General features: G+C 37.9%; 20 protein-coding genes. 16 read left to right on the top strand and 4 right to left on the bottom strand.

Annotation, left to right across the window (positions count from 1 at the left end; translation table 11 throughout):
• Positions 1-12 precede the first annotated feature (12 nt).
• From tssF to FTU64_RS12270, 9 genes are all read left to right on the top strand, one after another.
• Positions 13-1,821 carry a type VI secretion system baseplate subunit TssF gene (gene tssF, locus FTU64_RS12310; RefSeq protein ID WP_180005371.1) on the top strand — a complete coding sequence of 603 codons (1,809 nt, stop codon included), beginning with the start codon at positions 13-15 and terminating at the stop codon, positions 1,819-1,821.
• On the top strand, positions 1,785-2,777 hold the full coding sequence (tssG, locus tag FTU64_RS12305; protein ID WP_180054651.1) for a type VI secretion system baseplate subunit TssG: 993 nt from the start codon (positions 1,785-1,787) through the stop codon (positions 2,775-2,777). Before tssF ends, tssG begins: the two co-directional genes overlap by 37 nt.
• Positions 2,778-2,779: 2 nt before the next feature.
• A complete protein-coding gene (locus FTU64_RS12300; RefSeq protein WP_180059871.1) occupies positions 2,780-4,225 on the top strand; it encodes a hypothetical protein in 1,446 nt (481 codons plus the stop codon).
• A gap of 28 nt (positions 4,226-4,253) precedes the next feature.
• Positions 4,254-8,087, top strand: coding sequence for a type VI secretion system membrane subunit TssM (gene tssM / locus FTU64_RS12295; RefSeq protein WP_180059869.1), 3,834 nt, complete (start codon positions 4,254-4,256; stop codon positions 8,085-8,087).
• Between the two features lie 57 nt (positions 8,088-8,144).
• Positions 8,145-9,104 (top strand): type VI secretion system-associated protein TagF, encoded by a 960-nt coding sequence (gene tagF, locus FTU64_RS12290; RefSeq protein WP_078190765.1) that lies wholly within the window; start codon positions 8,145-8,147, stop codon positions 9,102-9,104.
• A 20-nt stretch (positions 9,105-9,124) separates the two neighbouring features.
• Positions 9,125-9,871, top strand: a complete 747-nt coding sequence (locus FTU64_RS12285) for an OmpA family protein (protein WP_257222253.1) — start codon at positions 9,125-9,127, stop codon at positions 9,869-9,871.
• Between the two features lie 408 nt (positions 9,872-10,279).
• A complete protein-coding gene (locus FTU64_RS12280) occupies positions 10,280-11,908 on the top strand; it encodes a long-chain-fatty-acid--CoA ligase (RefSeq protein WP_180059865.1) in 1,629 nt (542 codons plus the stop codon).
• A gap of 241 nt (positions 11,909-12,149) precedes the next feature.
• Complete coding sequence (locus FTU64_RS12275; RefSeq protein WP_180022638.1) at positions 12,150-13,037, top strand: DMT family transporter; 888 nt, start codon at positions 12,150-12,152, stop codon at positions 13,035-13,037.
• A gap of 276 nt (positions 13,038-13,313) precedes the next feature.
• Entirely contained in the window at positions 13,314-14,612 is a 1,299-nt protein-coding gene (locus FTU64_RS12270) for an MgtC/SapB family protein (protein WP_180004519.1), read from the top strand.
• A 23-nt stretch (positions 14,613-14,635) separates the two neighbouring features.
• Here the strand turns inward: FTU64_RS12270 and yddG are convergent, their stop codons facing one another.
• The gene (gene yddG / locus FTU64_RS12265) at positions 14,636-15,559 is read right to left on the bottom strand and encodes an aromatic amino acid DMT transporter YddG (RefSeq protein ID WP_180059863.1); all 924 of its coding nucleotides are present in this window, start codon (positions 15,557-15,559) and stop codon (positions 14,636-14,638) included.
• Positions 15,560-15,824: 265 nt separating this feature from the next.
• Here yddG and FTU64_RS12260 point away from each other — a divergent pair, with 265 nt between their 5' ends.
• The 6 genes from FTU64_RS12260 to FTU64_RS12235 all read left to right on the top strand — a co-directional run bounded on the left by FTU64_RS12260 (position 15,825) and on the right by FTU64_RS12235 (position 21,178).
• A complete protein-coding gene (locus tag FTU64_RS12260; protein WP_180059861.1) occupies positions 15,825-16,220 on the top strand; it encodes a hypothetical protein in 396 nt (131 codons plus the stop codon).
• A gap of 958 nt (positions 16,221-17,178) precedes the next feature.
• Complete coding sequence (locus FTU64_RS12255; RefSeq protein WP_180054667.1) at positions 17,179-17,745, top strand: hypothetical protein; 567 nt, start codon at positions 17,179-17,181, stop codon at positions 17,743-17,745.
• A 96-nt stretch (positions 17,746-17,841) separates the two neighbouring features.
• Complete coding sequence (gene puuE / locus FTU64_RS12250; RefSeq protein WP_180059860.1) at positions 17,842-18,804, top strand: allantoinase PuuE; 963 nt, start codon at positions 17,842-17,844, stop codon at positions 18,802-18,804.
• A gap of 143 nt (positions 18,805-18,947) precedes the next feature.
• Positions 18,948-19,451: a 2-oxo-4-hydroxy-4-carboxy-5-ureidoimidazoline decarboxylase gene (gene uraD / locus FTU64_RS12245; protein ID WP_180059858.1), complete on the top strand. Its 504-nt coding sequence runs from the start codon at positions 18,948-18,950 to the stop codon at positions 19,449-19,451.
• Positions 19,448-19,768, top strand: coding sequence for a hydroxyisourate hydrolase (uraH, locus tag FTU64_RS12240; protein ID WP_180059856.1), 321 nt, complete (start codon positions 19,448-19,450; stop codon positions 19,766-19,768). Before uraD ends, uraH begins: the two co-directional genes overlap by 4 nt.
• A gap of 30 nt (positions 19,769-19,798) precedes the next feature.
• Entirely contained in the window at positions 19,799-21,178 is a 1,380-nt protein-coding gene (locus tag FTU64_RS12235) for a nucleobase:cation symporter-2 family protein (protein WP_180059854.1), read from the top strand.
• A 204-nt stretch (positions 21,179-21,382) separates the two neighbouring features.
• Here the strand turns inward: FTU64_RS12235 and FTU64_RS12230 are convergent, their stop codons facing one another.
• Together FTU64_RS12230 and alc are read right to left on the bottom strand one after the other, a co-directional pair.
• A complete protein-coding gene (locus FTU64_RS12230; protein ID WP_180059852.1) occupies positions 21,383-21,883 on the bottom strand; it encodes an ureidoglycolate lyase in 501 nt (166 codons plus the stop codon).
• An 89-nt stretch (positions 21,884-21,972) separates the two neighbouring features.
• The gene (gene alc, locus FTU64_RS12225; RefSeq protein ID WP_180059850.1) at positions 21,973-22,980 is read right to left on the bottom strand and encodes an allantoicase; all 1,008 of its coding nucleotides are present in this window, start codon (positions 22,978-22,980) and stop codon (positions 21,973-21,975) included.
• 206 nt (positions 22,981-23,186) lie between these two features.
• Here alc and hpxO point away from each other — a divergent pair, with 206 nt between their 5' ends.
• A complete protein-coding gene (gene hpxO, locus FTU64_RS12220) occupies positions 23,187-24,344 on the top strand; it encodes an FAD-dependent urate hydroxylase HpxO (protein WP_180059848.1) in 1,158 nt (385 codons plus the stop codon).
• A gap of 104 nt (positions 24,345-24,448) precedes the next feature.
• On the opposite strand, the gene FTU64_RS12215 is transcribed toward hpxO, so the two are convergent.
• Positions 24,449-25,378, bottom strand: coding sequence for a LysR family transcriptional regulator (locus tag FTU64_RS12215; protein WP_180059846.1), 930 nt, complete (start codon positions 25,376-25,378; stop codon positions 24,449-24,451).
• Positions 25,379-25,483: the final 105 nt, after the last annotated feature.

Here is a 25,483-nt window from a genome sequence, read left to right as displayed (position 1 = left end):
AGTGGGTTATCTGTGATTGAAGAGCTGTTACCGTATTACGAAAAACAACTACAGGAATTTGGACAACAGTCCCGTGAATTTGCCAGTAAATACCCCAAAATCGCCCAGCGTTTGTCTTTAAACCAAGAACAAATAGATGACCCGCATATTGAGCGTTTAATTCAAGCATTTTCTCTAATTTCTGCACGGATTGATAAAAAACTTGCAGATAGTTATGACGTTTTTACCCGTTCAATTTTTGAGGTGATGTTTCCTCAATATTTAAAACCATTTCCTGCATGTTCTGTGGTGAGCTTCGAAGATATAAATAAAATTAAGCAATTAACAGATCGACACGTTATTCCAAAGGCGACCAGTCTAAAAGCCAAAAGTACGCGTGGTGTTCAATGTGAATATCAGACGGTACAAGAAGTCACTTTATTACCGATTCAATTAAAACAGCTCAATTTCAAAACTCATCCATCGGCACATATGCATTTAAATCAAAATGCTACATTGAGCTTAGGATTTGAAATTTTTTCGAATAAGCACGCTTTACTCAAAAATGAAACTTTGCCGATATTTTTAGACGCTATTTCTAATTTTCCTTTACAGGTTTTAGATAGTATTTTTAAATCGACTACGAGTTTTTCGATTCGTGTGGGGCAGCACATTTTTGATATTGCCAATCCATTTGAAATTATGGGCTTTGATGAAGTTCAAAGTGTTCTACCTATCGATCAGCATACGCATCATGCATATCGTTTATTGATGGAATATTTTTGTGTTCCTGAAAAATTCAATTTTTTAAATCTAAATTTAGATTTCATTAAGTTTTTAAGTTTAGAACACAGTGAATTTGATGTTCAAATGCACTTTAAGCTTAATTTAAACGATCAAGCGGCAATTCGAAATTATTCTGAATTAAATGCTGCAAATTTTAAATTGTTTGCTACACCAATCGTTAATCTCTTCAATAAACAAGCAGAGCCGCAAAAGATTAATCATAAGCGAATGGAATATCCATTGGTGACAGATGCGCACCATCCTGAATATTTTCAGGCCTATAGCATTTTAAAAATGAATATGGTGCGTGAAAAAAGTAACCAAGATGAAGTGTATTATCCGGTACTGCCTTTTTTTGCAATGAGTCATTATCATCAAGATAAAGTCCAGTTTTTTTATAGTTTAAATCCGCAGCAGATGAAGAATAAACATCAGGAATTAAACTATTCAATCATATCTCGTGCTTTAGACCCGCATAGTACTCAGTCCGATTTTATTAGTACTGAACTTTTGTGTAGTAATCGTGAGTTACCTTACGAAAGTTATAATAAAGATCAGAATGCATTAACACTGAATGATAGTAATTTGGCACGTCGTGCTCTGATGCTCAAACGACCGTCGTTACCGTATTATTTTGAGCAAAATAAACAAGAACAGTGGCGGGTCATTTCACATTTATCTTTGAATAATATGTCTTTAATGAAAGGCGATGCGGTCTCTCATATTAAAGAACTTTTGGAATTGTATAATTTACCTAAATCAAAAGAAAACCAAATTATTATCGACTCCATAAAAAAGATTCAGTTTTCTACTACGCAGAAACTTGTGGATAGTAAACCATTTCCATTATTTGTCAGAGGTTTAAAAGTACAGCTCGATATCGATGCGGATATATTTAGAGGACATAGCCTATATATATTTAGTCAATTGCTGGCCCATATCTTTAATTTAAAAGTCAATATGAACAGCTTTGTCGATGTCTCGGTTTTTGATGCAAATAGTCAACAGGAGTTATACCAATGCGTGCAGAACGTTGGTGGCAAGAAAGCTCTGTAATTGACGGACTTTTCCAAGAACCGAAAGCCTACGAGTTTGTTCAAGCCACTCGTTTGTTAAGACATGCACCTTATGGAGCGGCTCAAGTTCACTGGGCAAATGACTTTGAGTTTAATAGTTCACTTAATCTGAACTTCCCGAACACTGAAATTGAAAGTTTAGAGTTCAACGATGAGAAAGTTGAACTGACAAATTTAATGGTAGGTTTAACGGGTATTCAAGGTGCATTACCTTATAGTTATACCAATAAGATTAAGCTCAGCGGGCGACATCAGCGACACGAAACTCAAAAGTTTTTAGGGCTGTTTAATCATAAATTAACAGCACATTATGTTGATGCCAGTTTAAATTATCATTTACCTATTCGTTATGAAATCGAGCAGGATAATCACTATCTTGATATTTTACATGCATTAAATGGTTATATCCGTAGCCAGCATGATCAGCCTGATTTAGATGATTATTTTGCAGAGTTTTCAGGTTTAATGCAGGGACAAAACAATACAGCGTATGCATTAAAAACCATGCTGAACTGTATCTTTAAGCAGAATTTTGATATTCGAGAATTTATCCCTGAAACTTTTGTATTTGAAGAAGATCAGAGAACATGTTTAGGTGGATCTCAGCCGAGCTTATTGGGGCTGAATACTTTTTGTGGTGAGAAGATTCAACAGATTGACGAAAAAATTGAAATCGTGATTGGACCTTTAAATCATGAAGATTATTTAACATTTTTACCGAATCAGGCACGCAGCCTAAAATTAAAACAAATGATTCAAACTTGGTGCAGTCCAACATTAATGGTGGATGTGCGCTTAATTTTACAAAAAGAAGAAATAAAACCGGTGTGTTTAAATTCTTTGAGCGGAATTGGTTTAGCTCAGGGAGCATTTTTACAGCCGAATAAACAGGTCGATAATACAGAAACCTGTTATGCCTTAATGGGGAATTTATAATAATGCTGAAATTAATAATTGGTACCTTTAGTACGCTTTTTGTTTTGTGTACTGCTTTCGTGATTTTTTACTGGCGAGATACAGGCTATGACCCGACAGCTTTTGACCTGGTCACCTATTTTCTAATTCTTCCTGTCGCTTTATGTGCAATTATTTTGTCGCCTTATTTGATTTATAAGGGCATTCAACATCAAAAAGAAAAAAAATTTGAAGCTGAAAAACGTGCAGAAGAACAAGCTGAGCAACAACAACTTGAGGCCATTGAACAAGCAAAACCGAAGCCTGTCGATGTACAGCAATTTCGTTTAAATGTTTATTCTTCAGCGGCTTGGCATAGTTTTGGTGAAAATGAACAAATTATCCAAGATATTCAACAATTCAAAAGTCCTGAACTCGATGATAAATTATTCAATGCATACGGTTTACCTGTTCTTTCATTTCGAATCAAAGATTTAGATGATCTCACCAATGAAGAAGCGGATGATGAATATAGTGCCATCACCATGCGTGAAAAACGAATCCAGTCACTTATTCAGCAACAACTAGAGCAACACGTTGAAAGTCTATTTTTAATTGCTGAGCATCTGAAGCAATCAGCACTCTTTTATGATAGTGAATTGGCATATCAGTACCGTATGCATCCGGGTTGGGTGGATCCAGATTATACGCAAGATGAACATCCAGAACATTTGGCGAACAATGCACAGCAAGTTTCACGTTTAAATCGTTTAAATGTCCATATTTTGCTTGCTGATAATTTGATTCATCAATGGAATGATGATTATGCTCAAATTATTCAGCAGTATCTATCTGACGGATTTTCGATCATTCCCGAACAAATTCATATCGAGCCACATTTTATCGGCACTCAAGTCGCTTATTCAGAATGGTTAAGCATTTTAGAGATGATTTCAAAACAAAAGTTTGAAGTCAGTTTGATTCTCAATGCTGACTCTGAAATCGACCAAGAATGGATTGATGAAAAGATGTGGTTACAAGAAAAATACATTGCTGCAGAGTTTGCATCGAGTTGGTGTTTGGCTGCTTCAGACGTTCAAGTTCGAGGTTTAACTCCAAATAAAGTGCTACAAGTGGTGGCACATGAGCCTGAGTTGAAACGTAATTTAGAGCTTAAAGCACTGAATAATTTAGATCAGTATGATCAAGAACAACCCTTTTTATTGATGTTAGATGATGCAACGGATATGAAAGCGGTGAAAAAATTACAGTATAAATTTAATGAAACCGCGATTGAAACCTATCATTTTTTATATACAAAACAGAATCTTGGAAATACCCAGCAATTGGCAAAAATTTTTGGATTCATGTTGGGTATGCACTTGCCAGAAGAGTTAACTGCCATGATTTATAGCACAGACCAAGAATCGACATTTGCTTTTATTCAAGCATTTTCAGTAGAAGATGAACTTGAACAAGAAACTGTTTAATTAGAATTAAGACGAAATTGAGAACATTGTGAACACACTATTTTATACGATCCTCGGTTATGTTTGGCAGTACGTCACCAATCCTAAAGCGATGGTGGCTTTGTCATTTTTTGTGGCCATTGTTGCCATGCATAATTCGATTCCGCAAAAGACTTTTTACATTGTGGTTGCTGTTTATATTCTCGGATTAATTCTGTGGGGTATTTATGAATTAGTGCAGCATTATCGTCATAAACAGCAAGGCGAAGAGCTTGCTGAGGCGATTGCCAAAGATAATGAAGCTGAATACGGCAAACAAAAGAATAAAGAAGAACTTGCGCTGATCAATCAGCAAATGAAAGACTCGATTCAACTTATCCGTAAATCAAAACTTGGTGATAAAAAGGGTAATGCAGCGCTATATGAATTGCCTTGGTACATGGTGATTGGTAACCCAGCAGCGGGTAAGAGTTCGGCGATTTATAATTCTGGCCTTAGATTTCCATTTGAAGAAACTCATCAGAAAATGGTGTCTGCAGGTTTAAGTGGGACACGTAACTGCGATTGGTTTTTCTCTACAGATGGTGTATTACTCGATACCGCAGGTCGATATTCTGTTTATGCCGAAGACCATTCAGAATGGTTAGGCTTTTTAAATATTCTAAAGAAAAACCGTTCTAAAGCACCAATTAACGGTTTAATCGTGATTGTTTCTGTGGCGGAGCTTGTTAGTCAAAGTCCTGAAAAATCAATCAAATTAGCCAAAAACTTACGCGCACGTATACAGGATTTGACTGAACGTTTAGAAATTTTTGCGCCAGTGTATATCGTTTTTTCAAAAATGGATTTGATTGCCGGCTTTACTGAATTTTTTGATTGTTATGATAAGGATGAATTTGATCAAGTTTGGGGTGCAACACTGCCTTATGATCCAGACTCATCTGAGCATGCCGTTGAGATGTTCGAAAAGCATTATTCAATTTTATACGATGGCTTGAAGAGCGTCAGTACTACGCACTTGAGTCGTCGTCATTCGCAAAATATTTCTCCAAGTGTAATGACATTTCCACTTGAGTTTAAAAGTTTAAAGCCAGTGTTAAAAACTTTTATTGGTACGTTGTTTCAAGACAACCCTTATCAGTTTAAACCGGTATTCCGTGGGTTCTATTTCACCAGTGCGTTACAAGAAGGTGTGATTGAAAGTCCGATGACCGAACAAATTGCTGAAGATTTTCATTTGGTGAAAAGTACGGATAGTGAGTTTGGCATTCCGACAAATTCTGTTTCGCAAGATCATGGTTATTTCTTAAAAGGACTCTTTTCAACCGTCATTTTAAAAGATAAAAATCTGGTTAAACAACATATCAATCCTGCACGTAAGCGTCAGCGTTTTATGGCATTTATTGCTGCATTATTATTGGTTGCTGTGGTGCTTGGATTATGGGTTTGGTCGTATCGTAATAACCAACAACTCGTGGCTGAAGTTCAGGCAGACCTAGACAAAGTTGTACAAATGGAAAGCCGTAGCGGAAGTGAGCTTTCGACTCAATTGGATGCATTGCTGATATTACAAGGGCATTTACAGCAGCTCGATCATTTTGATGAAGATCGTCCTTTGAAATATAGCTTTGGTTTATACCAAGGGAATAAAATTCGTGAAAAACTCAAAGTTGAGTATTTACGAGGTATTCAACAAATTGTATTGGCACCATCTCAGCAAAATATGGCGCAGTACTTACAGCGCGTTAAAGCCAATGAAGCGACGTTGAAAGAAAATCACGTCAATGTGCAAATCACTCAAGCTGTGAAATCAAATCAGCCCTATTTAGAACCATCGGATACTAATCCTCAGGATGCCTACAATGCACTGAAGGCGTATTTGATGATGAGCAATCATAAATATATGGAATCGAGCCATTTGAGTGACCAAGTTACTCGTTTCTGGCGTTCATGGTTAGATTCAAATCGTGGTCAAATGCCACGCGGGGAAATGATTCAAAAAGCCGAACAAGTTTTATCTTATGCGATGACTTTAGCTGCTGATCCTGCGTTCCCGCAAATGGAATCTGATCCTTTATTGGTTGATCAAACACGTCAATTATTAACAGCTGTTACTATGGGTATTCCCGCACGTGACCGCGTTTATAATGAAATTAAAATGCGTGGTTCGGTACGTTTCCCTGCAGTAACTGTGAAGCAAATTTTAGGTGAAACAGGCCAAAACAGCATGTTAGGTAGTTATGCCTTGCCGGGTATTTTTACTTACCAAGCATGGAATGATTATGTAAAAGATGCGATTAACCAAGCAGCGAATAATCCGACGGATACTCAAGATTGGGTACTCAATACCAATCGTTCTGATGACCTGACATTTAGTGGCAGTCCAGATCAGATCAGTAAACAGTTAACCGAACTTTATAAGCAGGAATATATCGCTGAATGGCGTAAATTCTTAAATGCCGTACATTATGGCAAAGGCGCAGATGTCGCTCAGCAGTCACGTTTTATCGATATTTTAGGTGAACCTGAAAACTCACCAATTCGTAAAGTGGTCGACCGTATAGCGAAAGAAACCAGTTGGGATAATCCAATTGTTCAAGCAGAACTTGCTGCACCTCAGAAAGGCTTTATTGCGTGGTTTAAACGTAAAGTCCTTAGCCGTGATGATGCGCAGCAGGCACAGCAAGTGGCTTCTAAAGCCGGTCAAGGTGTTATTGCAAAAGAATTTGATGTGTTCTATCAATTGGTTCGTAAGCGTGATGATCAGCAAAACAAATCTATTTTAGATGAATACATGCTGTCTTTGAGTCAAGTGCGTAGTAAGTTCAATGACTTGAAGAGTGGTGGTGATATGGGACCTGCAAGCATGACATTGGTGAAACAAACCATCAATGATCAAAGCTCTGTCTTTAATAGCACGCAAAAATTTGTGGATGAAAAAATGTCTGTGGGTCTGAATGAATTAGATCAACAGTTGATTCAAAAACTCTTTATGCAGCCGGTGACTCAGTCATTTGAAGTTCTTTTGATTCCAGCTCAAAACGAAATTAATAAGTTGTGGGCAATGCAGGCGTATCAACCATTTACAACCAATCTTGCACCTAAATATCCATTTAATAGCAATGCTACTTTACAAGCGACCAGTAATGAAATTAGCCAAATTTTTGGTGAAAACGGAAGTATCGCTCGCTTTGTAAAAGAATATTTAGATCCATTGGTGATTCGTCGTGGCTATACCTTAACCACGAAAACATGGAAAGATTTGGGCATTGGTTTAAATCCACAATTCGTAGCGAATTTCCAACGCTATGTTGCGCCAAGTAATGGCGTTGCTACAGGGGAATTGAGTCAAGCAGCACCTGCGGCAACCAATCAATCGAACTTCCAGTTCTTCCCATTAGAAAACACACAGTTGCTTTCATATACCATTGATATTGATGGTCAGCGTATGGTGTATGAAAACGGTGTTCAGCAATGGGTGAACTTCGTTTGGCCAAATAAAGGGGCAATTCCGGGTGCACGTATTACTGCAATTGACTTGGAAGGTCAAACGCATACGATTTTTGATGAGCCGGGTGAATATGGTATTAACCGATTGGTTGAAGGCGCTCAGCGTACACAAAATGGTAATTCATTTGAAATGGTGTGGCGTAGCAAACAAAATCCAAAAGTGTTTGTAAAAGTGAACTTCCGTTTAATTAGTGGTAACGCATCTGGCCCAACTACAGGTTCAGGCTATTCAGGTATGACTCTTGTTGATCAAGTGGTGACGAATAAAGGTGTTCGTGTCGTCGCAGCGCAAACGATGCCTGCAGGACAAGCGCCTGTAGCGCCACCAGCGACTTCACCGATGAGTGTTGTACAAGGAACAGCAACACCATGATGATGAATTTAAAAATGAGAGCGGTGGCATTCGTGCAAAAGAACAAGGAGTGTGACGATGTATGAAGTGAGAACGACACCGCTGTATTATGGAAAATGTCCAGCTCGTGGTGACTTCTTAAAGAGCCGTGAACAATATTCACTGATTCAGTTAATCGATCAGTGGATCACGGAGGCGCTTGAGTTCGCTATGCGTTCAGACAATTTTAATGCAGCGTATAACTCACTGCCTTCATTAGATTTCTTTATTGCCAGTCCAAAAGATAAGCGTTTTTTGGTTGCCAATTTGATTAGTAGTGAAGACAGTTCAAAGCGTCAATTTCCAATGGTGTTGGCTCATCTGCTAGAAATCGATGATCCTTTCGATAATATTTTGTATGCACCATATCGTTATAAACAAACCTTAATTGACTTATATCAGCGTAACCGAGTGATGCGTTCTATTCGCGATCCCGATATTTTGCTCGATAAATTAGGCAAACTGAATAACGAAATTCAAGTGTTCGGGACAGAAGAAACCTCTTCTTTTTATGAGCATCATACGTTGCATTCATTTGCACGTTTATTGAATTTTACGCCTTATCAGTTGGCGCAAAGCATGATTGGTCTCGGTTTGCTGCTACAACCGATTATTCATCAGGGCACGTCTCGGTTGAATAAAGTGTTGATTTTACCGATCAATAATATTAGTTACTGTTATGAAATTGCGGCTTTTTGGGTCAATTTAATTAGTCGCTTTGTCGAAAACCAAGATGCTGAATTACTCATTGGCATCCTACACAGTGATTCGCCAGTTTTACTGTTTGGTTTTCAAGGCGCTGATATTACAGCGCTGAGTGATGTATTTACCCAAAACATGCAAAGTGATCATTGGGTTTCCTTGATTGATGCTAGTTGGATTGATCCTTATCTTGAACAAAATGCAGGCTTAGCCGTTTTGGAACAGTCTTTGAGTGAGCGTCAGATCAGCCTTATTCATGGCATTAAACTTTTTAGACAGACTTTTATAGAAGAATAATGATGCAAAGAATCTTACCAATGTTGCCCAAATTTCTTGCGAGTGTGTACATTTTAGGTTGTTCGACTTTGCTTTGGGCAGAGCCTATTGTGATTGAAGGTGCTGTACCGAATGAAGCAACCAAGCAAGAAATATTAAATAAAGCCTATTTGACCTATGGTCAGGCAAATGTGGTTGATAAAATTCAGGTTCGAGCGGTTACAGCACCCAATGGTTGGGGCAATAGCGTAAGCCAAATGATTAATGATGACTTAAAAAAAGTAAAACAGGGGAAACTCTCTGTACGCGGAACGCAAGTCGATTTAAGTGGCAAGATGTCAAATCAAAATGATATCCAACCAACGACCACCAAGTTTCAGTCTTTGGTCACAGCACCTTTTCGTTTCAATGCACAGCTTTCTGTCAATCAGGCTGAACAGGCTATTATTGATGCGGCTTTACGTAATCGTATTATTGAATTTGAATCTGGAAGCGCAATTTTAGCGCCATCTGGGGTACAGATCTTAGATGAAATGGTTGTCGCACTGAATCGCGTAGGTGGGAAAAAAGTGCGTATTATTGGTCATACAGACAGCTCGGGAAATCCTGAGAAAAACTTAAGTTTAAGCCAAGAACGTGCTAATGCGGTTAAAAACTACCTGATTTCAAAAAATATTGCGACGGCGAACTTAAGTACTGAAGGGATGGGCTCAAATAAGCCTGTAGCAGACAATGCTACGCCTGAAGGTCGTAAGAAAAACCGTCGTATTGAGTTTGAAGTACTGTAACTATTGTAACTTAACTACAACGGCTAATGCGATGAATGAACCCAGTATATGTAGACTGGGTTTTTTTATGCCAATCTGATTCAGTCAATTATTTAATATTTGAACAAAAAAATTTCTTTAAAGCAGTGGTGTGCGCGCACATTAAGAATATATTTTGAATTGGGCTGAAGCTATTAATTTTTGCATTCTATACCACTAAAGCATTCATATTTTGAGCAATAAAACAGTGGATTCTAAAATCAATTAAGGTTAAAACATAAGAATCAGTTTTGGATATGCGTTTCATATCTACTGCTTTCAACCTTGTCGTTAAAGAATAATCACTTTTGACATGGCGTAAAGTTTTAAAAAATCTGCAGGACAGTGCGGAAAACAACAACTCAATATGGATGAATGTGGGAGCAAAGAATGCTTGGTAATATGATGTTTAAACCGCTTTTGATTAGTAGCATGATTGAACATGCGGGTCGCTATCATGCGGATAGTTTAGTAATTTCAAAAAATACAGACACGACGATTACGAAAACTACTTGGGGTGATGTTCATAAAAATTCAAAACGTTTTGCGAATGTTCTCGCATCACTCGGTTTAAATTTAGGGGATCGTGTTGCGACGATCGCTTGGAATAACCATCGCCACTTAGAGTCTTGGTACGCTATTTCTGGTAGTGGCTATGTTTGTCACACCATCAATCCTCGACTATTTCCTGAACAATTAGTTTTTATCATCAATGATGCATCTGATCGTGTCATGTTATTTGATAAAACTTTTTTGCCTTTAATCAAAGCAGTAAAACCTTTATTAAAATCTGTTGAGCACTTTATTTGCTTAGATGCACCAGATGCAGCGATTGTCGAAGCTGTGCCAGATGTTAAATTTTATGACGAACTTATCGCGGGGCAATCTGCAGACTATACATGGCCAGAATTAGATGAATTATCGGCTAGTTCTTTATGTTATACCTCTGGTACCACAGGCAATCCGAAAGGTGTGTTGTATAGCCATCGTTCAACAGTCTTACACAGTTATGCGATTTGTATGCCGGATTCATTAAATATCTCAGCGCGGGATATTATGATGCCTGTTGTGCCGATGTTCCATGTCAATGCATGGGGTACGCCATATGCTGCGGCAATGGTGGGATGTACTTTAGTGCTGCCAGGCCCAGGTTTAGATGGAGCAAGCCTGACGCAAATGATTGATGACTATAAAGTATCCGTTGCATTGGGTGTTCCAACGATTTGGCAGGGTTTAATTAATGCTGCGCAACAAGCGGGTAGTCAGCTCCAAAGTTTAGTGCGTAATGTGGTGGGTGGATCTGCTTGTCCTCCTGCGATGTTAAAAGTGTTTAAAGAACAATTTAACTGTGAAACGATTCATGCTTGGGGAATGACCGAAACCAGTCCATTAGGTTCTTCAAACCAGTTTAAAGCCAAACATTTGTTATTATCTGAAGAAGAACAATTACAAGTACGATTATCACAAGGTCGTCCACCATTTGGGGTCGATTTACGTATTACCGATGAAGAAAACGGTACACACGAAGTTGCACGTGATGGCGAAACGACGGGTAATTTACAGATCCAAGGGCATTGGATTATTGGCAATTACTTTGGCAAAACAGAGTCTCCATTAACCTCAGATGGTTGGTTTGATACAGGGGATATTGCAACCCTGAATGAGGATGGTTTCTTAAAAATTAGTGACCGTTCAAAAGATTTGATCAAATCTGGCGGTGAATGGATTTCTTCTGTTGAGTTAGAAAATTTAGCTATGGGACATCCTAAAATTGCAATGGCGGCAGTGATTGCAGCAACCCATCCAAAATGGGATGAGCGTCCTGTATTGATTGCAATTAAAAAGCCAGATGTCGATTTATCTGATACAGAAATTTTGGATTATTATGCAGATAAAGTCGCTAAATGGCAGGTGCCAGATAAAGTAATTTTCGTGGATGCTATTCCTTTGAGCGGAACAGGTAAAATGCTGAAAAAAGATCTACGTGAGCAATTTGGTGCTGTACTACTTGAAAGCTAACTTACTGTAAGTTACCAACTAAATATTGGTAAAGAGCAAAACGCAAAGGTAACATGCCTTTGCATTTTTTTATAAAAACTTAAATTTTGATAAATACCATATTCTTAATATCAGGTTTTTAAATAAATTTTTTTCAACGAATCTATAACCAAGTTCAATGAATAATCTAGCCCTGTTGGGTCGCATTCAATTCAATAAAAGCGTAAATTGATGAGGCATCCACCGTTAAACCACCTTTCTTATGTTTCCAGTTTGGATCTTGTTCACTTTAATGGCTGCTTTTATGCAGTCATGGCGCAATGCATTTCAAAAGCAACTCAGTACCACTGTTGATGTGTATGGTGTCACCCTTGCACGGTTTATTTTTGGGCTCCCATTTGCCTGTATTTATTTGTTCGTGTTGTACCAGCAACAGCCTGTGACTCAGGTGACCACATTTACACCTATGTTTTGGATCTATGTGGTGATTGCAGGACTAAGTCAAATTTTAGCGACGATTTTAATGGTCTTGCTTTTTAAGCAAAAGAATTATGCCATCGGCGTCGGTTTAGCGAAAAGTGAAGCCATCTTTGCGGCCATAGTGGGGGTGATTTTCTTAAGTGAACATTTAAGTTTATTTGGTTGGATTGGTGTTTTGGTTGGTGGCATAGCCGTTTTTCTTTTAAGCAAAGGTTCTCAACGACAAAAGTTATCTTTGCCAACTTTATGCATCGGTGTAGGGAGTGGATTAAGTTTTGCTATTACCTCTTTATTGGTTCGTGAAGCCAGTTTAGAGCTAAGTGATTTACCGACTTTGCATCGTGCGGCGTGGGTATTGTTGAGTGTAATTGGCTTTCAATGTGTGATTATGCTGCTGTACCTCAGTCTATTTAGCCGCAAAACGCTCATTGCCATGTGGGATAGAGTCGGTCTGACCTTTCGCGTTAGTGTCTGTAGCTTTCTAGCATCCTTGGGCTGGTTTACTGCTATGAGTATGCAAACGGTTGCGATTGTCAAAACCCTAGGTCAAATCGAAATATTATTTAGCCTCTTAATCTCTGCCTATTTCTTTAAGGAAAAACTCGCAAGAACCGATCATTGGGGATTAGCCCTTGTGGTGATTGCGGCCATTATGGTGATTTGGGCTTAATGTGTGCTTTAAACAGTCATGAAGGCAAATAAAGGCCGAATTTAAGTCAGTTTTTCGAATATATTTTTAATTAAAATATGGGAAAAATTAATGTTTACTAAGATATTGATCATGGATTTGTTTATGATTTAAAGGATGACTAAACTTTGAACATGATTGAAAATGCTCAAGTTGTTCAATCTATATATTTATTTTTCAAATTTTAGCGTTAAATTTTTTTATTATTTTTTATTTATATTGCCAAAATAAACAATGTATTGATGGGAGGGCTTAAATTTGGAAATACTCATACAAACTTTATCCTTCCCCGCATTGTTAACGATTTTAGCTTCGGCTTTAGGCTGTGGATTGCTCATCGGTTTGGAGCGTCAACGTAACAACAATTTGGACAGTGAACAGAGTTTTGCCGGTTTACGCTCATTTACCATTTGTGCGTTGTTTGGAGCATTGTGTTTTTTAATCCATTTAGCTGTTGGTGTGATCGGTGCAATTGTCGTCAGTATGTTTAGCTATTATGGATTAAGTCAACAAAAACAAGATATTGGAACAACCACAGAACTTGCTTTTGTCATGACTTATTTGATCGGTGCCGCTTGTGTTTTTAATATTCCACTTGCTGCGTGTTTGGCTGTCGTGCTGACCCTCATATTAGTTGGAAAAAAAGGCTTACATCATTTTGCAGCACATTGGATCAAAGACTATGAGTTAAGAGATGGTGTATTTTTACTGGCATTGATCCTAATTGCCTTACCTTTAACTCCGAATCAAGCCTATTGGGGTTCAGTATTAAATCCCTATGTGATTTTAAAATTACTGATATTGATCTTGGTGGTGCAGTCATTAGCGCACATCGCCAAGCGGCTATTATCCTCTGATAAAGCCATTATTTTATCGGCCTTGGCATCAGGTTTTGTGTCGAGCACAGCAACAATCGCAAGCTTAGGCATGGAAGTACGAGCAGGAAAAGCCAGTGCCAAAAGTAATGCAGGGGCAGGACTTTTTTCATGTGTTGCGACATTGGTTCAACTTTTGATCATTGTCCTTGGGGTGAGTTTTGCTTGGTTTAAAATATTAGTTATACCAAGTATCGTCGGCATCTTGATATTGGTCCTTACTGCGTTATATCTGATTTATGGCTCATCTCAAGTTCAGCATAATAAAGAGTCAGAACCTGAAATGCTTCGTGTAGAGGCGAATGAAACAGTGCCGTTAGAAAATACTGATAGTCGAATGTTTAGCTTAAAACAGGCGGCAATCATTGCCATCACGCTTACTTTGATCCAAGCACTTGTTTATGGATTAAATCTCGCTTTAGGTGATAAAGGCTTAATTTTAGGGACATTATTAGCATCACTCTTTGAAGTCCATGCAGCTATGGCAACCGTGGTGATGCAAGGTAATATCGACAATTTAACATTGGTTTATGCTGTGGTGATTGGATTATCAGCCCATGCGATTTCAAAATGTGTGAATGCATTTCTCACAGGTGGCTGGAAATATTTTCTATATTTTGCACCAACACAGTTACTTCATATGCTGTGCCTAATCGCGGTTTTGCTATTCAGTTTAAGATAAATGAGCCAAGTGACTGCTTCTTATTATTCATGGCGCAATTGCATTAATCTGGCTTTAATTTGTGGCCAACTGGTTGAAATCCAACATACCAGCGAACCTAATGTCACCAAAATGGCACCATGCCAAAAAATTAAACTCAGTGGTGTCTGTAATATAAACATTGAAATAACTGAAGAAAAAATCGGACTAAAATACGATAAAGTCACCAATATCGTAATATTGCCTTTAATAATACCTACATTCCACGCTGCATAACCCAAAGCGGTTACAATGGACACGGTCAACATATACATACCGGTATGTAAGTCTACGGCAGGCATTCGCGGAATACCGTGAAATATCAACATTTTTAGCCATAGCACAATGGTGATCACGACGAAAAAGAATGAAATAGGGTTATGTCCAAGACTGTATTTACGTGTAATCACACAGTAGAGTGACCATAAACTCGCTCCCATAAAAGCAAGAAAATAGCTTAATGGATTAGACTGAATGTTCGTAAAGACTGTAGACCAGTTAAAACTTCCATTACCCGTTTGGATCAAAATGATGCCACCCAAACAAATGGCTAAACCAATGATTACGAAAAAGTTAAATTTTAATTCTTTAAATAATATTAACGCGGCAATTGTCAGACTCGGCCATAAATAATTGACCAAACTGATTTCAATCGCTTGTTGAGCTGTTTGAGCCAAAGCAATGGCATACGAAAAACACAACTCATAAATCACAAATAAAAGGGTGGCATATATCAAAAATTGGCGCGGAACCAGTTTAAGGTTTGGAATTTTAAATAAGAGCAATAGAATAATTGCGCTCAAGGTATACATAAAGAGCACAGCAAGATCAGGGCCAATACTGAAACTAATTTTCTTAAGTAAACCAACAATAGAAGACCATTGTAAGATTGCACTGAATCCAATCAGCGTTGCAAGATTTTTGGACATGATTGCTCGAAGATTTCGCAAATAGCGAATGAATTTTTAATTTTTATTATAGTCTTTATTCAGTCGTTTAGTATAAGCGTGAAATTATCAAACTCTATTTAATTAAAAAGATTTAGAGCTCGTCGTACGTCAAGAGCAGCATGGCGATGAACTAGGTTTAGGTTCTGGCTTATTAACGCACGATTTAAAACTTGGACAATGTATTCATGCCTATATTCGCGCGAATCCAAATTTTCACTTAGCAGAGGGCGTTAAGTCGGCAATTATGATTGGCAATGGCTCAGGAATGGCGGGTTTGCTTTCACATCTTAAGCAACGTGTCGCAACAGAGCACTATCAAAACTGGTTAATTTATGGTGAGCATCAACAAGATTTCGATGCAATTTTTGCTGATGAACTGCATAAATTACAAAACCAAGGTAAAATTGCAGAAATCGATCGGGTATTTTCTCGTGATGGATTTGCTGAAAAGTATGTGCAAGATATCCTAGTTGTAAAAAAAGCTGAATTGATTGATTGGCTAGAGCAAGGGGCTTGTCTCTATATCTGCGGCAGTTTGAATATGGCCAAAGCGGTAGATGCCACTTTGCAAGAGATACTGGGCATTGAACAACTGCATACACTGCGTAAAGCAGGTCGTTACCGCCGTGATGTGTATTAAATAATTGATGTCTACTGAAGAAGTAAATAATGATGCAGTTCGTAATGAGATGGATCGATAGTTTAAAAAGGAACAATAATGGATAAATTTGTAATTAGAGTTTATCACGATTATAAAAGGCTAATTATAGCTATTTTTTTTATTATTGAGTTTTTGATTTTTTTAATAAAGTATTACTTTTTTGGGATAGGTTTCTGGAGTTTTATTGGTGCAGTAGTTTTTTTTATTATCTTTGTTGATCTAATTTATAATGGGAGTTATTTGTTGATCGGGAAGATAAAAAAAGAAAGTGAAGTTTATGAATATTATATTAGGTTTATCTATATTTTTGTAATTTATTTATTTTCAATATATTGCATTGTTGAGTGAAGAGTAAAATTTAAAAATTATGAGTAAATATTTTTTTTAATATTTTGTAGAGTTTTGCTCGTTTATGGCTCTATTGCATAAAGATTCTTAAGGCAGACCACCATAAGTCACTAAAAATTAAGTAACTTACTTGGATATGAGGTGGGCCTAATCAAAATCTTTTGTTTTCTCCAAAGCATGGATTAATCAATTGCTAGCCAATCTTATTGTTTGAATCTTTTATTTGGAACTGAGTAAAAGTGACTTATGAATATAAATTAATTTTCAGAGTTAGGTGTGTTGATTTTACAAAGAATATTTGATCATGACGCTTTAAATTTATCAATAATTAAGTATAGTTATACCATTAAAAAATTACTAGATTAAACAAACAATGAGAATGCATATTTTTTTAAATTCCTTACTTACGATGTATTGTTCAATTTCAATATTTATGGTCATTTTTATATATTTTTTATCTAATTGGCAAATATGGGAAAAACATTTTACATTCATTAGTTTAATATCATTCTTAATACTGGCAATTTGTTTTTACTTTAAATATAACGAAAAATTGAATGATGGTAATATTTTATTCAAGCAGTTGCCAATGAAAGTACAACTACCAATAAGAACTTCAACTATATTATTTTTAAACCTAAATTTGGGTTTTATCTTATTTATATTGGCAGTGCTTACGATAGTAATTACAGCTAATATATGGTTTTTTACACTTTGTATTTTTATTATTTGGAATGCAATAATTTGTCATCCTCATATTTGGTTTGTAGATTCAATTGATTTAAAACAAGATATAAAGAATAAAACAATTGAATTTGAGAGTCTAAGACAGGATAAAGGTGATTTTGAATATTTTAATGATGGTTTCACATATACTATAATTGGGCCTGAAATAAGCACAAAAACTATATTATGGAAAGATATTCAAAGTATAGATGTCGTACGCCAAAATATTGGAACCATTGATGAGATTCAACTCTATATATTGTGTTCAAATACAATCATTTATATTACGGAAAATACACAGGGTTATTACTATTTCATTGATCAACTGCATCAGAATTTTCCAGAAATAGATGAAATTTGGCAAATTTCAATCATTGCAGATGATTCAGGGCAACCATTCAATATTTTAAAAAAAGGCAATGGTCATTGATATGAAAAGTTATTTAGCCGTCTACGATATTGGCGTATAATTTGCTTGCTTCTACCTAATTTTTTACTGTTTGATATAACAAATTAGGAAGTTGAAGTGACTACAGGCTACTTACGCGGGCAAGACTTAATTGACCAGATCCAACAACAGGATTATTCCAGAGACCTAATTGGATATCATGGCGATGTACCTCAAGTCGTATGGCCTAATCAGGCACGTATCGCAGTGCAGTTTGTGTTGAACTATGAAGAGGGTGGAGAAAACCATATCGAACATGGGGATGCAGGATCAGAACAATTCTTATCCGATATTATTGGAGCGGCCAGTTTTCCTGCCAAACATATGTCGATGGACTCGATGTATGAATATGGCTCCAGAGCCGGTTTTTGGCGGATTCATGAAGAATTTAAAAAACGTGATTTACCCATGACGATCTTTGGCGTTGGTATGGCTTTAGCGCGCAATCCTTATATCGTCGATGCGATCAGACAATCCAACTATGATGTCGTTTCACATGGTCAACGCTGGTTACATTATCAGGATATGCCGATAGAGCTAGAACGTCAGCACATGGATCAGGCAATTAGTGTGCTTGAAGCTTTATTTGGAAGGACGCCTATTGGCTGGTACACAGGGCGTGACAGTCCCAACACACGTCAGCTATTGGCTGAATTTCCGCAAATTAAATATGACTGCGATCACTATGGTGATGATTTACCTTTTTGGAGTCGTTTGACAAATGAAAATGGTCGAACCCGTCCACATTTAATTATTCCTTATACACTCGAAAGCAATGATATGAAGTTTTGTTCACCGGGTGGTTTCAACAGTGGTGAACAATTTTATCAATACCTTAAAGACGCTTTTGGTGTGCTATATGCAGAAGGTGAAAGCGCGCCAAAAATGTTATCGATAGGGATGCATTGTCGTATTATAGGGCGACCAGGCCGTTTTAAAGCACTACAACGATTCTTAGATTATGTGCAATCACATGAAAAAGTCTGGATCTGTCGCCGTGGTGATATCGCGGAACATTGGTATACACATCATGCAGTCTAGTAAAAAAATATTTGGATAAAGAGGAGCTTAGCTCCTCTTTTTTTAGGCCTGTACTTAGGTAACTGACATCATAGACCTAGGTTGGCACTGATATTGCAAAACTAAATTTGAACAATCATTCAATAATTTTAGGCGAATTTATAGTGCAACTTGTTGAATTTAATAAAGCATCCGAAGCAGATGTAAAAACTTTTTTAAAGCACTGTGTGCAAATTGAAGGCTGGGCAGAACACATTGTAGCGCAGCGTCCTTATACCTCTATCACCCAAATCACAGAGCAAGCAGTAAAAGCTGCAAATGCTTGGACTTGGGATGAAATCAAAAATGCTCTAGATAACCATCCACGGATTGGTGAAAAAAAGGCACAGGCAGAATTAAGTAGTTTGGAACAACAATTTTCTAATCGAGAACAGTCTGAAATTTCAGCAGATGAAGAAACTCAATTTGCATTGCTCAAAGGCAATATCGCGTATGAGAAAAAGTACGGTTATCTCTTTTTAATCAAAGCTTCAGGCCTCAGTAGTGAAGATGTACTGCAGGCGCTGCAATATCGATTATTGAATGATCCTGAAACCGAAAAACGAATTGTTCATCATCAATTGGCTGAAATTGCCTTATTAAGATTAAAACAGGAGCTTAGCATATGATTAGCTCACATATTTTAGATACCAATCTGGGTAAACCTGCAGTGAACGTCAGCATTCAATTATTTAATGCACACGGAGAGTTGCTAGGTTCAGCCCAAACCAATGCTGATGGTCGCGTTAATGATTTTGCGCTGAAGGACTTTACAGCAGGGGCTTATAGCCTTGAATTTGCGACAGCTGAATATTTTCAAACTTTAAATACAGAAACCTTTTTTCCAAAAGCTGTGATTCATTTTTATGTAAAAGATTCCTCACAGCATTTTCATATTCCATTACTCATCAGCCCATTTGCATATTCAACGTATCGTGGCAGCTAAGAGCAAAGTTAAAAAATAAGGGATATAAAAATGGCAGAACAAGATAAAACAGTTTCACCAGAACATGAATATTTAGGCGCAGGGAAAAGCCTTGCCTATGGTCTACAGCATGTATTAACCATGTATGGAGGTATTATCGCTCCGCCATTGATTATTGGTACAGCCGCGGGACTTGAACCTGCGCAAATCGGTTTATTGATTGCGGCAGCGCTTTTTGTGGGTGGCTTGGCGACCATACTACAAACCGTAGGTGTAAAATATATCGGTGCAAAATTACCCTTAGTTCAAGGGGTTTCATTTGCAGGTGTGGCGACGATGATTGCCATAGTAACCGCAGGCGGTGGCCTTTCTGCTGTTTATGGCGCGGTGATTGTTGCATCCCTAATAGGATTTTTCCTAGCACCTTATTTTTCAAAAATTATTCGTTTTTTCCCACCGATTGTGACTGGCTGTGTGATCACTGTGATTGGTCTTTCATTGCTGCCTGTAGCGGTACGCTGGATGATGGGGGGGAACAATAAAGCACCAGACTGGGGAAGTGCTGAGAACATCAGCTTGGCATTTTTGACTTTGGGTATTGTGATTGCGCTGAACTTAACCCGTAATGCAACCATCCGACGTTTATCTATTTTGTTAGCCATCGTTTTCGGTACAGTGCTCGCTTATGCCTTTGGCTTTGGAGATTTTTCTAAAGTTGCAAATGGTAACTGGATTCAATTTCCAAGCTTCTTTGCTTTCGGTATGCCAACTTTTGAGTTAAGTGCCATTATTGCCATGCTGATCGTAACTTTAGTGATTATGACTGAAACGACGGCAGACATTATTGCTGTCGGGGAAATTGTAGGTACTAAAGTGGATGCTGAGCGTATTACCAATGGCTTACGTGCAGATATGCTATCTAGTGCAGCAGCGCCAATTTTCGGTTCATTCATGCAAAGTGCTTTTGCACAAAATGTCGGTTTAGTAGCGATTACAGGCGTGAAAAGTCGCTTTGTTGTCGCAGCGGGTGGGATGATTTTAGTCGTATTAGGCGTTCTGCCAATTATGGGCCGACTGATTGCAGCAATTCCAGTCCCTGTCTTAGGTGGTGCTGGTTTAGTTTTGTTTGGAACGGTCGCAGCAAGTGGTATTCGTACCTTGGCGAAAATTGACTATAACGAGCAAAAGAACCTCATCATTGTTGCGACGGCAATTGCAGCAGGGATGATTCCAATTATCGATCATTCTTTCTATGCAAACTTCCCGAAATGGGTGCAAACACTCTTTCATTCAGGTATCAGTTCAACTTGTTTGATGGCGATTATTTTAAATATTGTATTCAATCATTTAAATTTATTTAAAAATAAAGAAGTGACTATGAGCAAAGATCAGGTTAAAAAAACAAGCATGGCGATAGATGTGCAACATTAATCATGGCAGATCTTGGGTCTTGAACCATACGATGATTCATAGAATATAGTTTGTATAGAATAAATTAAGCCCTCGAAGTAGAGGGCTTTTTTAATGCGTTATGTTTAAATTAAATAATATCAAGAGATGAAATTAATTATGTATTAACAATTGGTTAAGTGATTTTTAGTCTATTTAACTGTAAGGGTTTAAGCTAAAAATACATTAATTTGAAATGTGAATAGGCGTTGGGAACTGGAACACATCACAATTATGTCCAGTGCCAATCCGATCGATGACGGCAAAGCTACTTGGTGCTTCGAGTGTCAGGAGAGGATGATGCCATGTTCCTGCACGATAGTTGACTCCTTGGCTACCATCAGTAATGAAAGCACATAGCTGTGTAAGATCAGGGCTGTGATCATCCAACGCAGGTGCAACTACCACTAAAAAAGCTTGCGCTTGCATTGGAATAAACGCTTGTGAGCCGTTGGGATGCCGCTCTAACATCGAAATCGTAAAAGGCAACTCAGTCGTTTTGATATTTCTGAAGATGCTAATTCCAGCAACCGCATCACCTGAAATTTCTGTTTCTACGAGGGCATGATATCGCTCTGTATGTGCGTCATTGATGTGGAAAAAATCATGTCCAGTCGTACAAATGACCTCACCAAAAGGCGCAAAGCCTTCAATACTTAGAGCTTGTATTTTTATGCTGTGAGTCATGTTTAGATATCTTATAGGGTATTTAATTAAAAAAATTGAAACAATACAAATAGGAAGCCCGAAGGCTTCCTATTTTATAAACACTGTAATTAAGGATGTATTTTTCCCCATAACCGTACGCGACTAATCCCCCCGTCAGGAATCATATTGATGCGGATATGCGATATTTTTTCATGCTTTAAAATGTCACTGACAAAGCTATGAATATGATCCATCTGCATGTCTTGTGCATCGAGTAAAAACGGCCAGAACATACTTTGCGGAATCAGTTGAGGGTCAGTGGCATCTTCTACATAGATCGCTTGTATGGAAACCTGCGCAGGGAAGTTGCCTTTAAAATGGGCAGTATCAATATCAATTTTCTCTATTGCACCAGATTGGCCCAAAGCCAAAATGCACCAGTCAAAACCTGGTGCACGGCGACGTTTAGTTTCCCAACCATCTCCCATATTGATGCCGCGACCAGGGTTAATTAAGTTTCGTGGATGTCCAAAATGAGCATCACTATAAGCAATAACACGTCCACCATTTTCTAGCGCAACGAGGTCTAATGTGTTCGTACTGTCTTGAATCTGAACCTGAACTTCACCATAGACTTTAAATCGCGCAATACCGCCGTCTGGATATATATTTAAACGCACATGGGTAAAAACCTGATCAGTTGAGACGTCCAATATATGGTGTTGGCTCGGGCCCAATACAGTATTGTCTAAGATATTGACCCATGCTGCCTGTGCTAGCTCACCACTTGGTGCAAAACAGGCTTCAACTGATGCGGAAGCTGGATAATTCCCTGTAAAGAATGTTGTATCAATATCTAAGGCTTGAATTCGACCAGCAACACCGAGTTGGATGATTGCCCAATCATAACCTGTATGGCGTTTACGACGTGTTTCCCAACCATCCATCCATTTGCCATGCTCATCAAATTTATCTTCGACGAAGATAGGTGCATTAAATTGAAGCATGCGTTTTGATTCTGCAAAAAAATCATCTGAACAATCAAGTATTTTTGCACCAATACGGTCATCAGCTAAATTTGTAAGTGCCTGTAATTGTGCAGGAATATCAAAACTTGGTGCGAGTAAAGTCGCCATATATAAAATCCATTCACTATTTTCATTTAAAACATATGCATTTTGTTTTCAGTGTTAAAAATTTAACATTTGATAAAAACAAGCATTTACACGTGTTTAGAAGCACAGCGTGTGCCAACTTTAGATTTTTTATTGCTTGTTTAAAAAAATGGCATGCTTTTCGCTTTTTAGGAGAAAGATATTTAAAAAACACAGGGGAGTTATAGATGGACATTACAATTATTGGTGCAGGTATGGCGGGCCTAACGACTGGGATCGCTTTGAAAAAATTTGGACACCAAGTAACCATCTATGAACAGGCAGAACAAATTTTACCTGTTGGAGCCGCTATTTCTTTATGGTCTAACGGTGTCAAATGTTTGAACTATTTGGGGCTAACCAAACAAGTCGAAAAGCTCGGTGGCAAGATGGATCACTTAGCCTATATCGATGGCTTAACTGGTGATGTTATGACGCAGTTTAGTCTGTTTCCTTTAATCGAAGAAGTTGGACAACGACCTTATCCCGTTTCACGTGCAGACTTACAAAATATGCTCATGGATGAATTTGGTCGTGAGAAGATTCATCTAGGCAAAAAAATGGTGAGCTTCTCAGAACAAGATGATCAAGTGAACACATGTTTTGCCGATGGAAGTGAGGTTCAGGCTGATTTATTGGTTGGAGCCGATGGTACACATTCACTGACACGGGCATATGTATTGGGTGAACAAGTTGAGCGCCGCTATGCAGGTTATGTCAATTGGAACGGTTTAGTCGAGATTTCAGAAGAATTTGCTGCGGCAGATCAATGGACGACATTTGTAGGAGAAGGTAAACGTGTTTCGCTGATGCCCGTTGCCGACAACCGATTCTATTTCTTCTTTGATGTCCCTTTAGCAGCAGGCTTAGAAAATGACCGCACACAATATAAGGCCTTATTTAAAGAATACTTTAAAGGTTGGTGTGAACCGGTGCAAAAGCTGATTGATGCTGTAGATGCCCAAAAAACCAATCGGGTAGAAATTCATGATATTGAACCTTTTGCAGATTTCTACAAAGGTTGTGTGGTGATAGTGGGTGATGCAGCACACAGTACAACGCCGGATATTGGACAAGGCGGCTGCCAAGCAATGGAAGACGCAATTTATTTAGCCCGTTCTTTGCAAATCAATACTTTAGGGTTGCAAGATTCATTGCGTCGTTATCAAAATAAACGTAATGAACGTGCCAATGAATTGGTTCTGCGAGCGCGTAAGCGTTGTGATGTGACCCATATGAAAGATGAAAGTGTGACGCGTGAATGGTATGCAGAACTGCGTAAGGAACAAGGCAATCATATTATGAAAGGCATCATTAGTAATATTGTAGGCAATCCATTGGATTAAAAAAATAAACTAATAAAACTTTAGCTTTCAGCAGCCAGTACGGGTTATTCGCACTGGCTTTTTTTTAAATAATTATTTGCTATTACAACGCCAAAATATTGGTTTTAGGGGGTCATGGATTTTAAATTGATTTTAATTTCTTCCATTTTTTCCACCAAATGATTAATCATGATCTGAGAAATTCGAGAAGTTTGGCGCTTCGATGCGACACATAAAGCAATGGTCAAACTGTGCAAACCTTTTTCACGGATCGGTTTAAAAATAATCTTATTATTCTCAAGCAATGGCAAAGCATCCATATATGACATCAAACTGATGCCTAATTGTTGTTGAATCAATGACAGTATCATTCTAATGTCATTACATTCGATCTTTTGAATCGGACTAAACTTATGATGTTTATATAAAGTCTGTACATATTCACTAATAATGAGTGGATCACTCGGTAAAATATGCCGTTCATTTAACGTATCTGAAAGATAGATTTTATCCATCCCACCCAAGGTATGATGCGGCGACATCACAAAGCCCAACGGAATTTCTATAAAGGATAAAATCTCTAATTGGCTATGGCTTTTGGGATTTAAAATAATGCCAAAATCTAATTCTGCATCGACGATTTTTCTAGAAATGTCTTCACTGCTATTCATGCTGATGTTGAGGTTGATCCACGGATAGGTTTCAGCCATCTTTTGAATGCAGTCGACGACAAAACTGTCATTCAAAGCCGCAATAAAGCCCATTTCAATGTTTCCACGGTTCAAACCTTGGATTTCATCAAATCGAGTTCGCGTCAGTTGATACTCTTTTTGCCATTTTAATAAATCGGCATACAGTAATTCACCTGCAAGCGTCAGTTTTAAGCCCTGAGGTAGTCGTTCAAATAGGGCAACCCCCAGTTCTTCCTCTGCCAAAACGATTTGCCGATGTACTGCTGAGACTGAAATAAAAAGTTGTTCAGCAGCTTTGCGCAGACTTCCAGTCCGTGCAACCGCCATAAAATATTCAGAAAATCTAGAAAAAGTAATCGACATACAGGCTTCAATCTCTATCGCGTAAATAGCGAATCATAATGTTATGCATTTTAAGCGATATTCATGCCAGCTTTATCAAATCGTGCAGAGTTCAATGCTTAATGT

It is taken from the genome of Acinetobacter sp. YH12128, from assembly GCF_013418655.1.
Classification (GTDB): Bacteria; Pseudomonadota; Gammaproteobacteria; order Pseudomonadales; family Moraxellaceae; genus Acinetobacter; species Acinetobacter amyesii.
This window is presented reverse-complemented; position numbering and strand designations above follow the sequence as displayed.

Bases quoted from the DNA above. Each gene is read 5' to 3' on its own strand.
- tssG (WP_180054651.1), top strand. From the start codon at position 1,785: ATGCGTGCAGAACGTTGGTGGCAAGAAAGCTCTGTAATTGACGGACTT.
- FTU64_RS12300 (WP_180059871.1), top strand. From the start codon at position 2,780: ATGCTGAAATTAATAATTGGTACCTTTAGTACGCTTTTTGTTTTGTGT.
- tagF (WP_078190765.1), top strand. From the start codon at position 8,145: ATGTATGAAGTGAGAACGACACCGCTGTATTATGGAAAATGTCCAGCT.
- FTU64_RS12285 (WP_257222253.1), top strand. From the start codon at position 9,125: ATGTTGCCCAAATTTCTTGCGAGTGTGTACATTTTAGGTTGTTCGACT.
- FTU64_RS12280 (WP_180059865.1), top strand. From the start codon at position 10,280: ATGCTTGGTAATATGATGTTTAAACCGCTTTTGATTAGTAGCATGATT.
- FTU64_RS12275 (WP_180022638.1), top strand. From the start codon at position 12,150: ATGTTTCCAGTTTGGATCTTGTTCACTTTAATGGCTGCTTTTATGCAG.
- yddG (WP_180059863.1), bottom strand. From the start codon at position 15,559: ATGTCCAAAAATCTTGCAACGCTGATTGGATTCAGTGCAATCTTACAA.
- FTU64_RS12260 (WP_180059861.1), top strand. From the start codon at position 15,825: ATGATTGGCAATGGCTCAGGAATGGCGGGTTTGCTTTCACATCTTAAG.
- FTU64_RS12255 (WP_180054667.1), top strand. From the start codon at position 17,179: ATGAAAGTACAACTACCAATAAGAACTTCAACTATATTATTTTTAAAC.
- uraH (WP_180059856.1), top strand. From the start codon at position 19,448: ATGATTAGCTCACATATTTTAGATACCAATCTGGGTAAACCTGCAGTG.
- FTU64_RS12235 (WP_180059854.1), top strand. From the start codon at position 19,799: ATGGCAGAACAAGATAAAACAGTTTCACCAGAACATGAATATTTAGGC.
- FTU64_RS12230 (WP_180059852.1), bottom strand. From the start codon at position 21,883: ATGACTCACAGCATAAAAATACAAGCTCTAAGTATTGAAGGCTTTGCG.
- alc (WP_180059850.1), bottom strand. From the start codon at position 22,980: ATGGCGACTTTACTCGCACCAAGTTTTGATATTCCTGCACAATTACAG.
- hpxO (WP_180059848.1), top strand. From the start codon at position 23,187: ATGGACATTACAATTATTGGTGCAGGTATGGCGGGCCTAACGACTGGG.
- FTU64_RS12215 (WP_180059846.1), bottom strand. From the start codon at position 25,378: ATGTCGATTACTTTTTCTAGATTTTCTGAATATTTTATGGCGGTTGCA.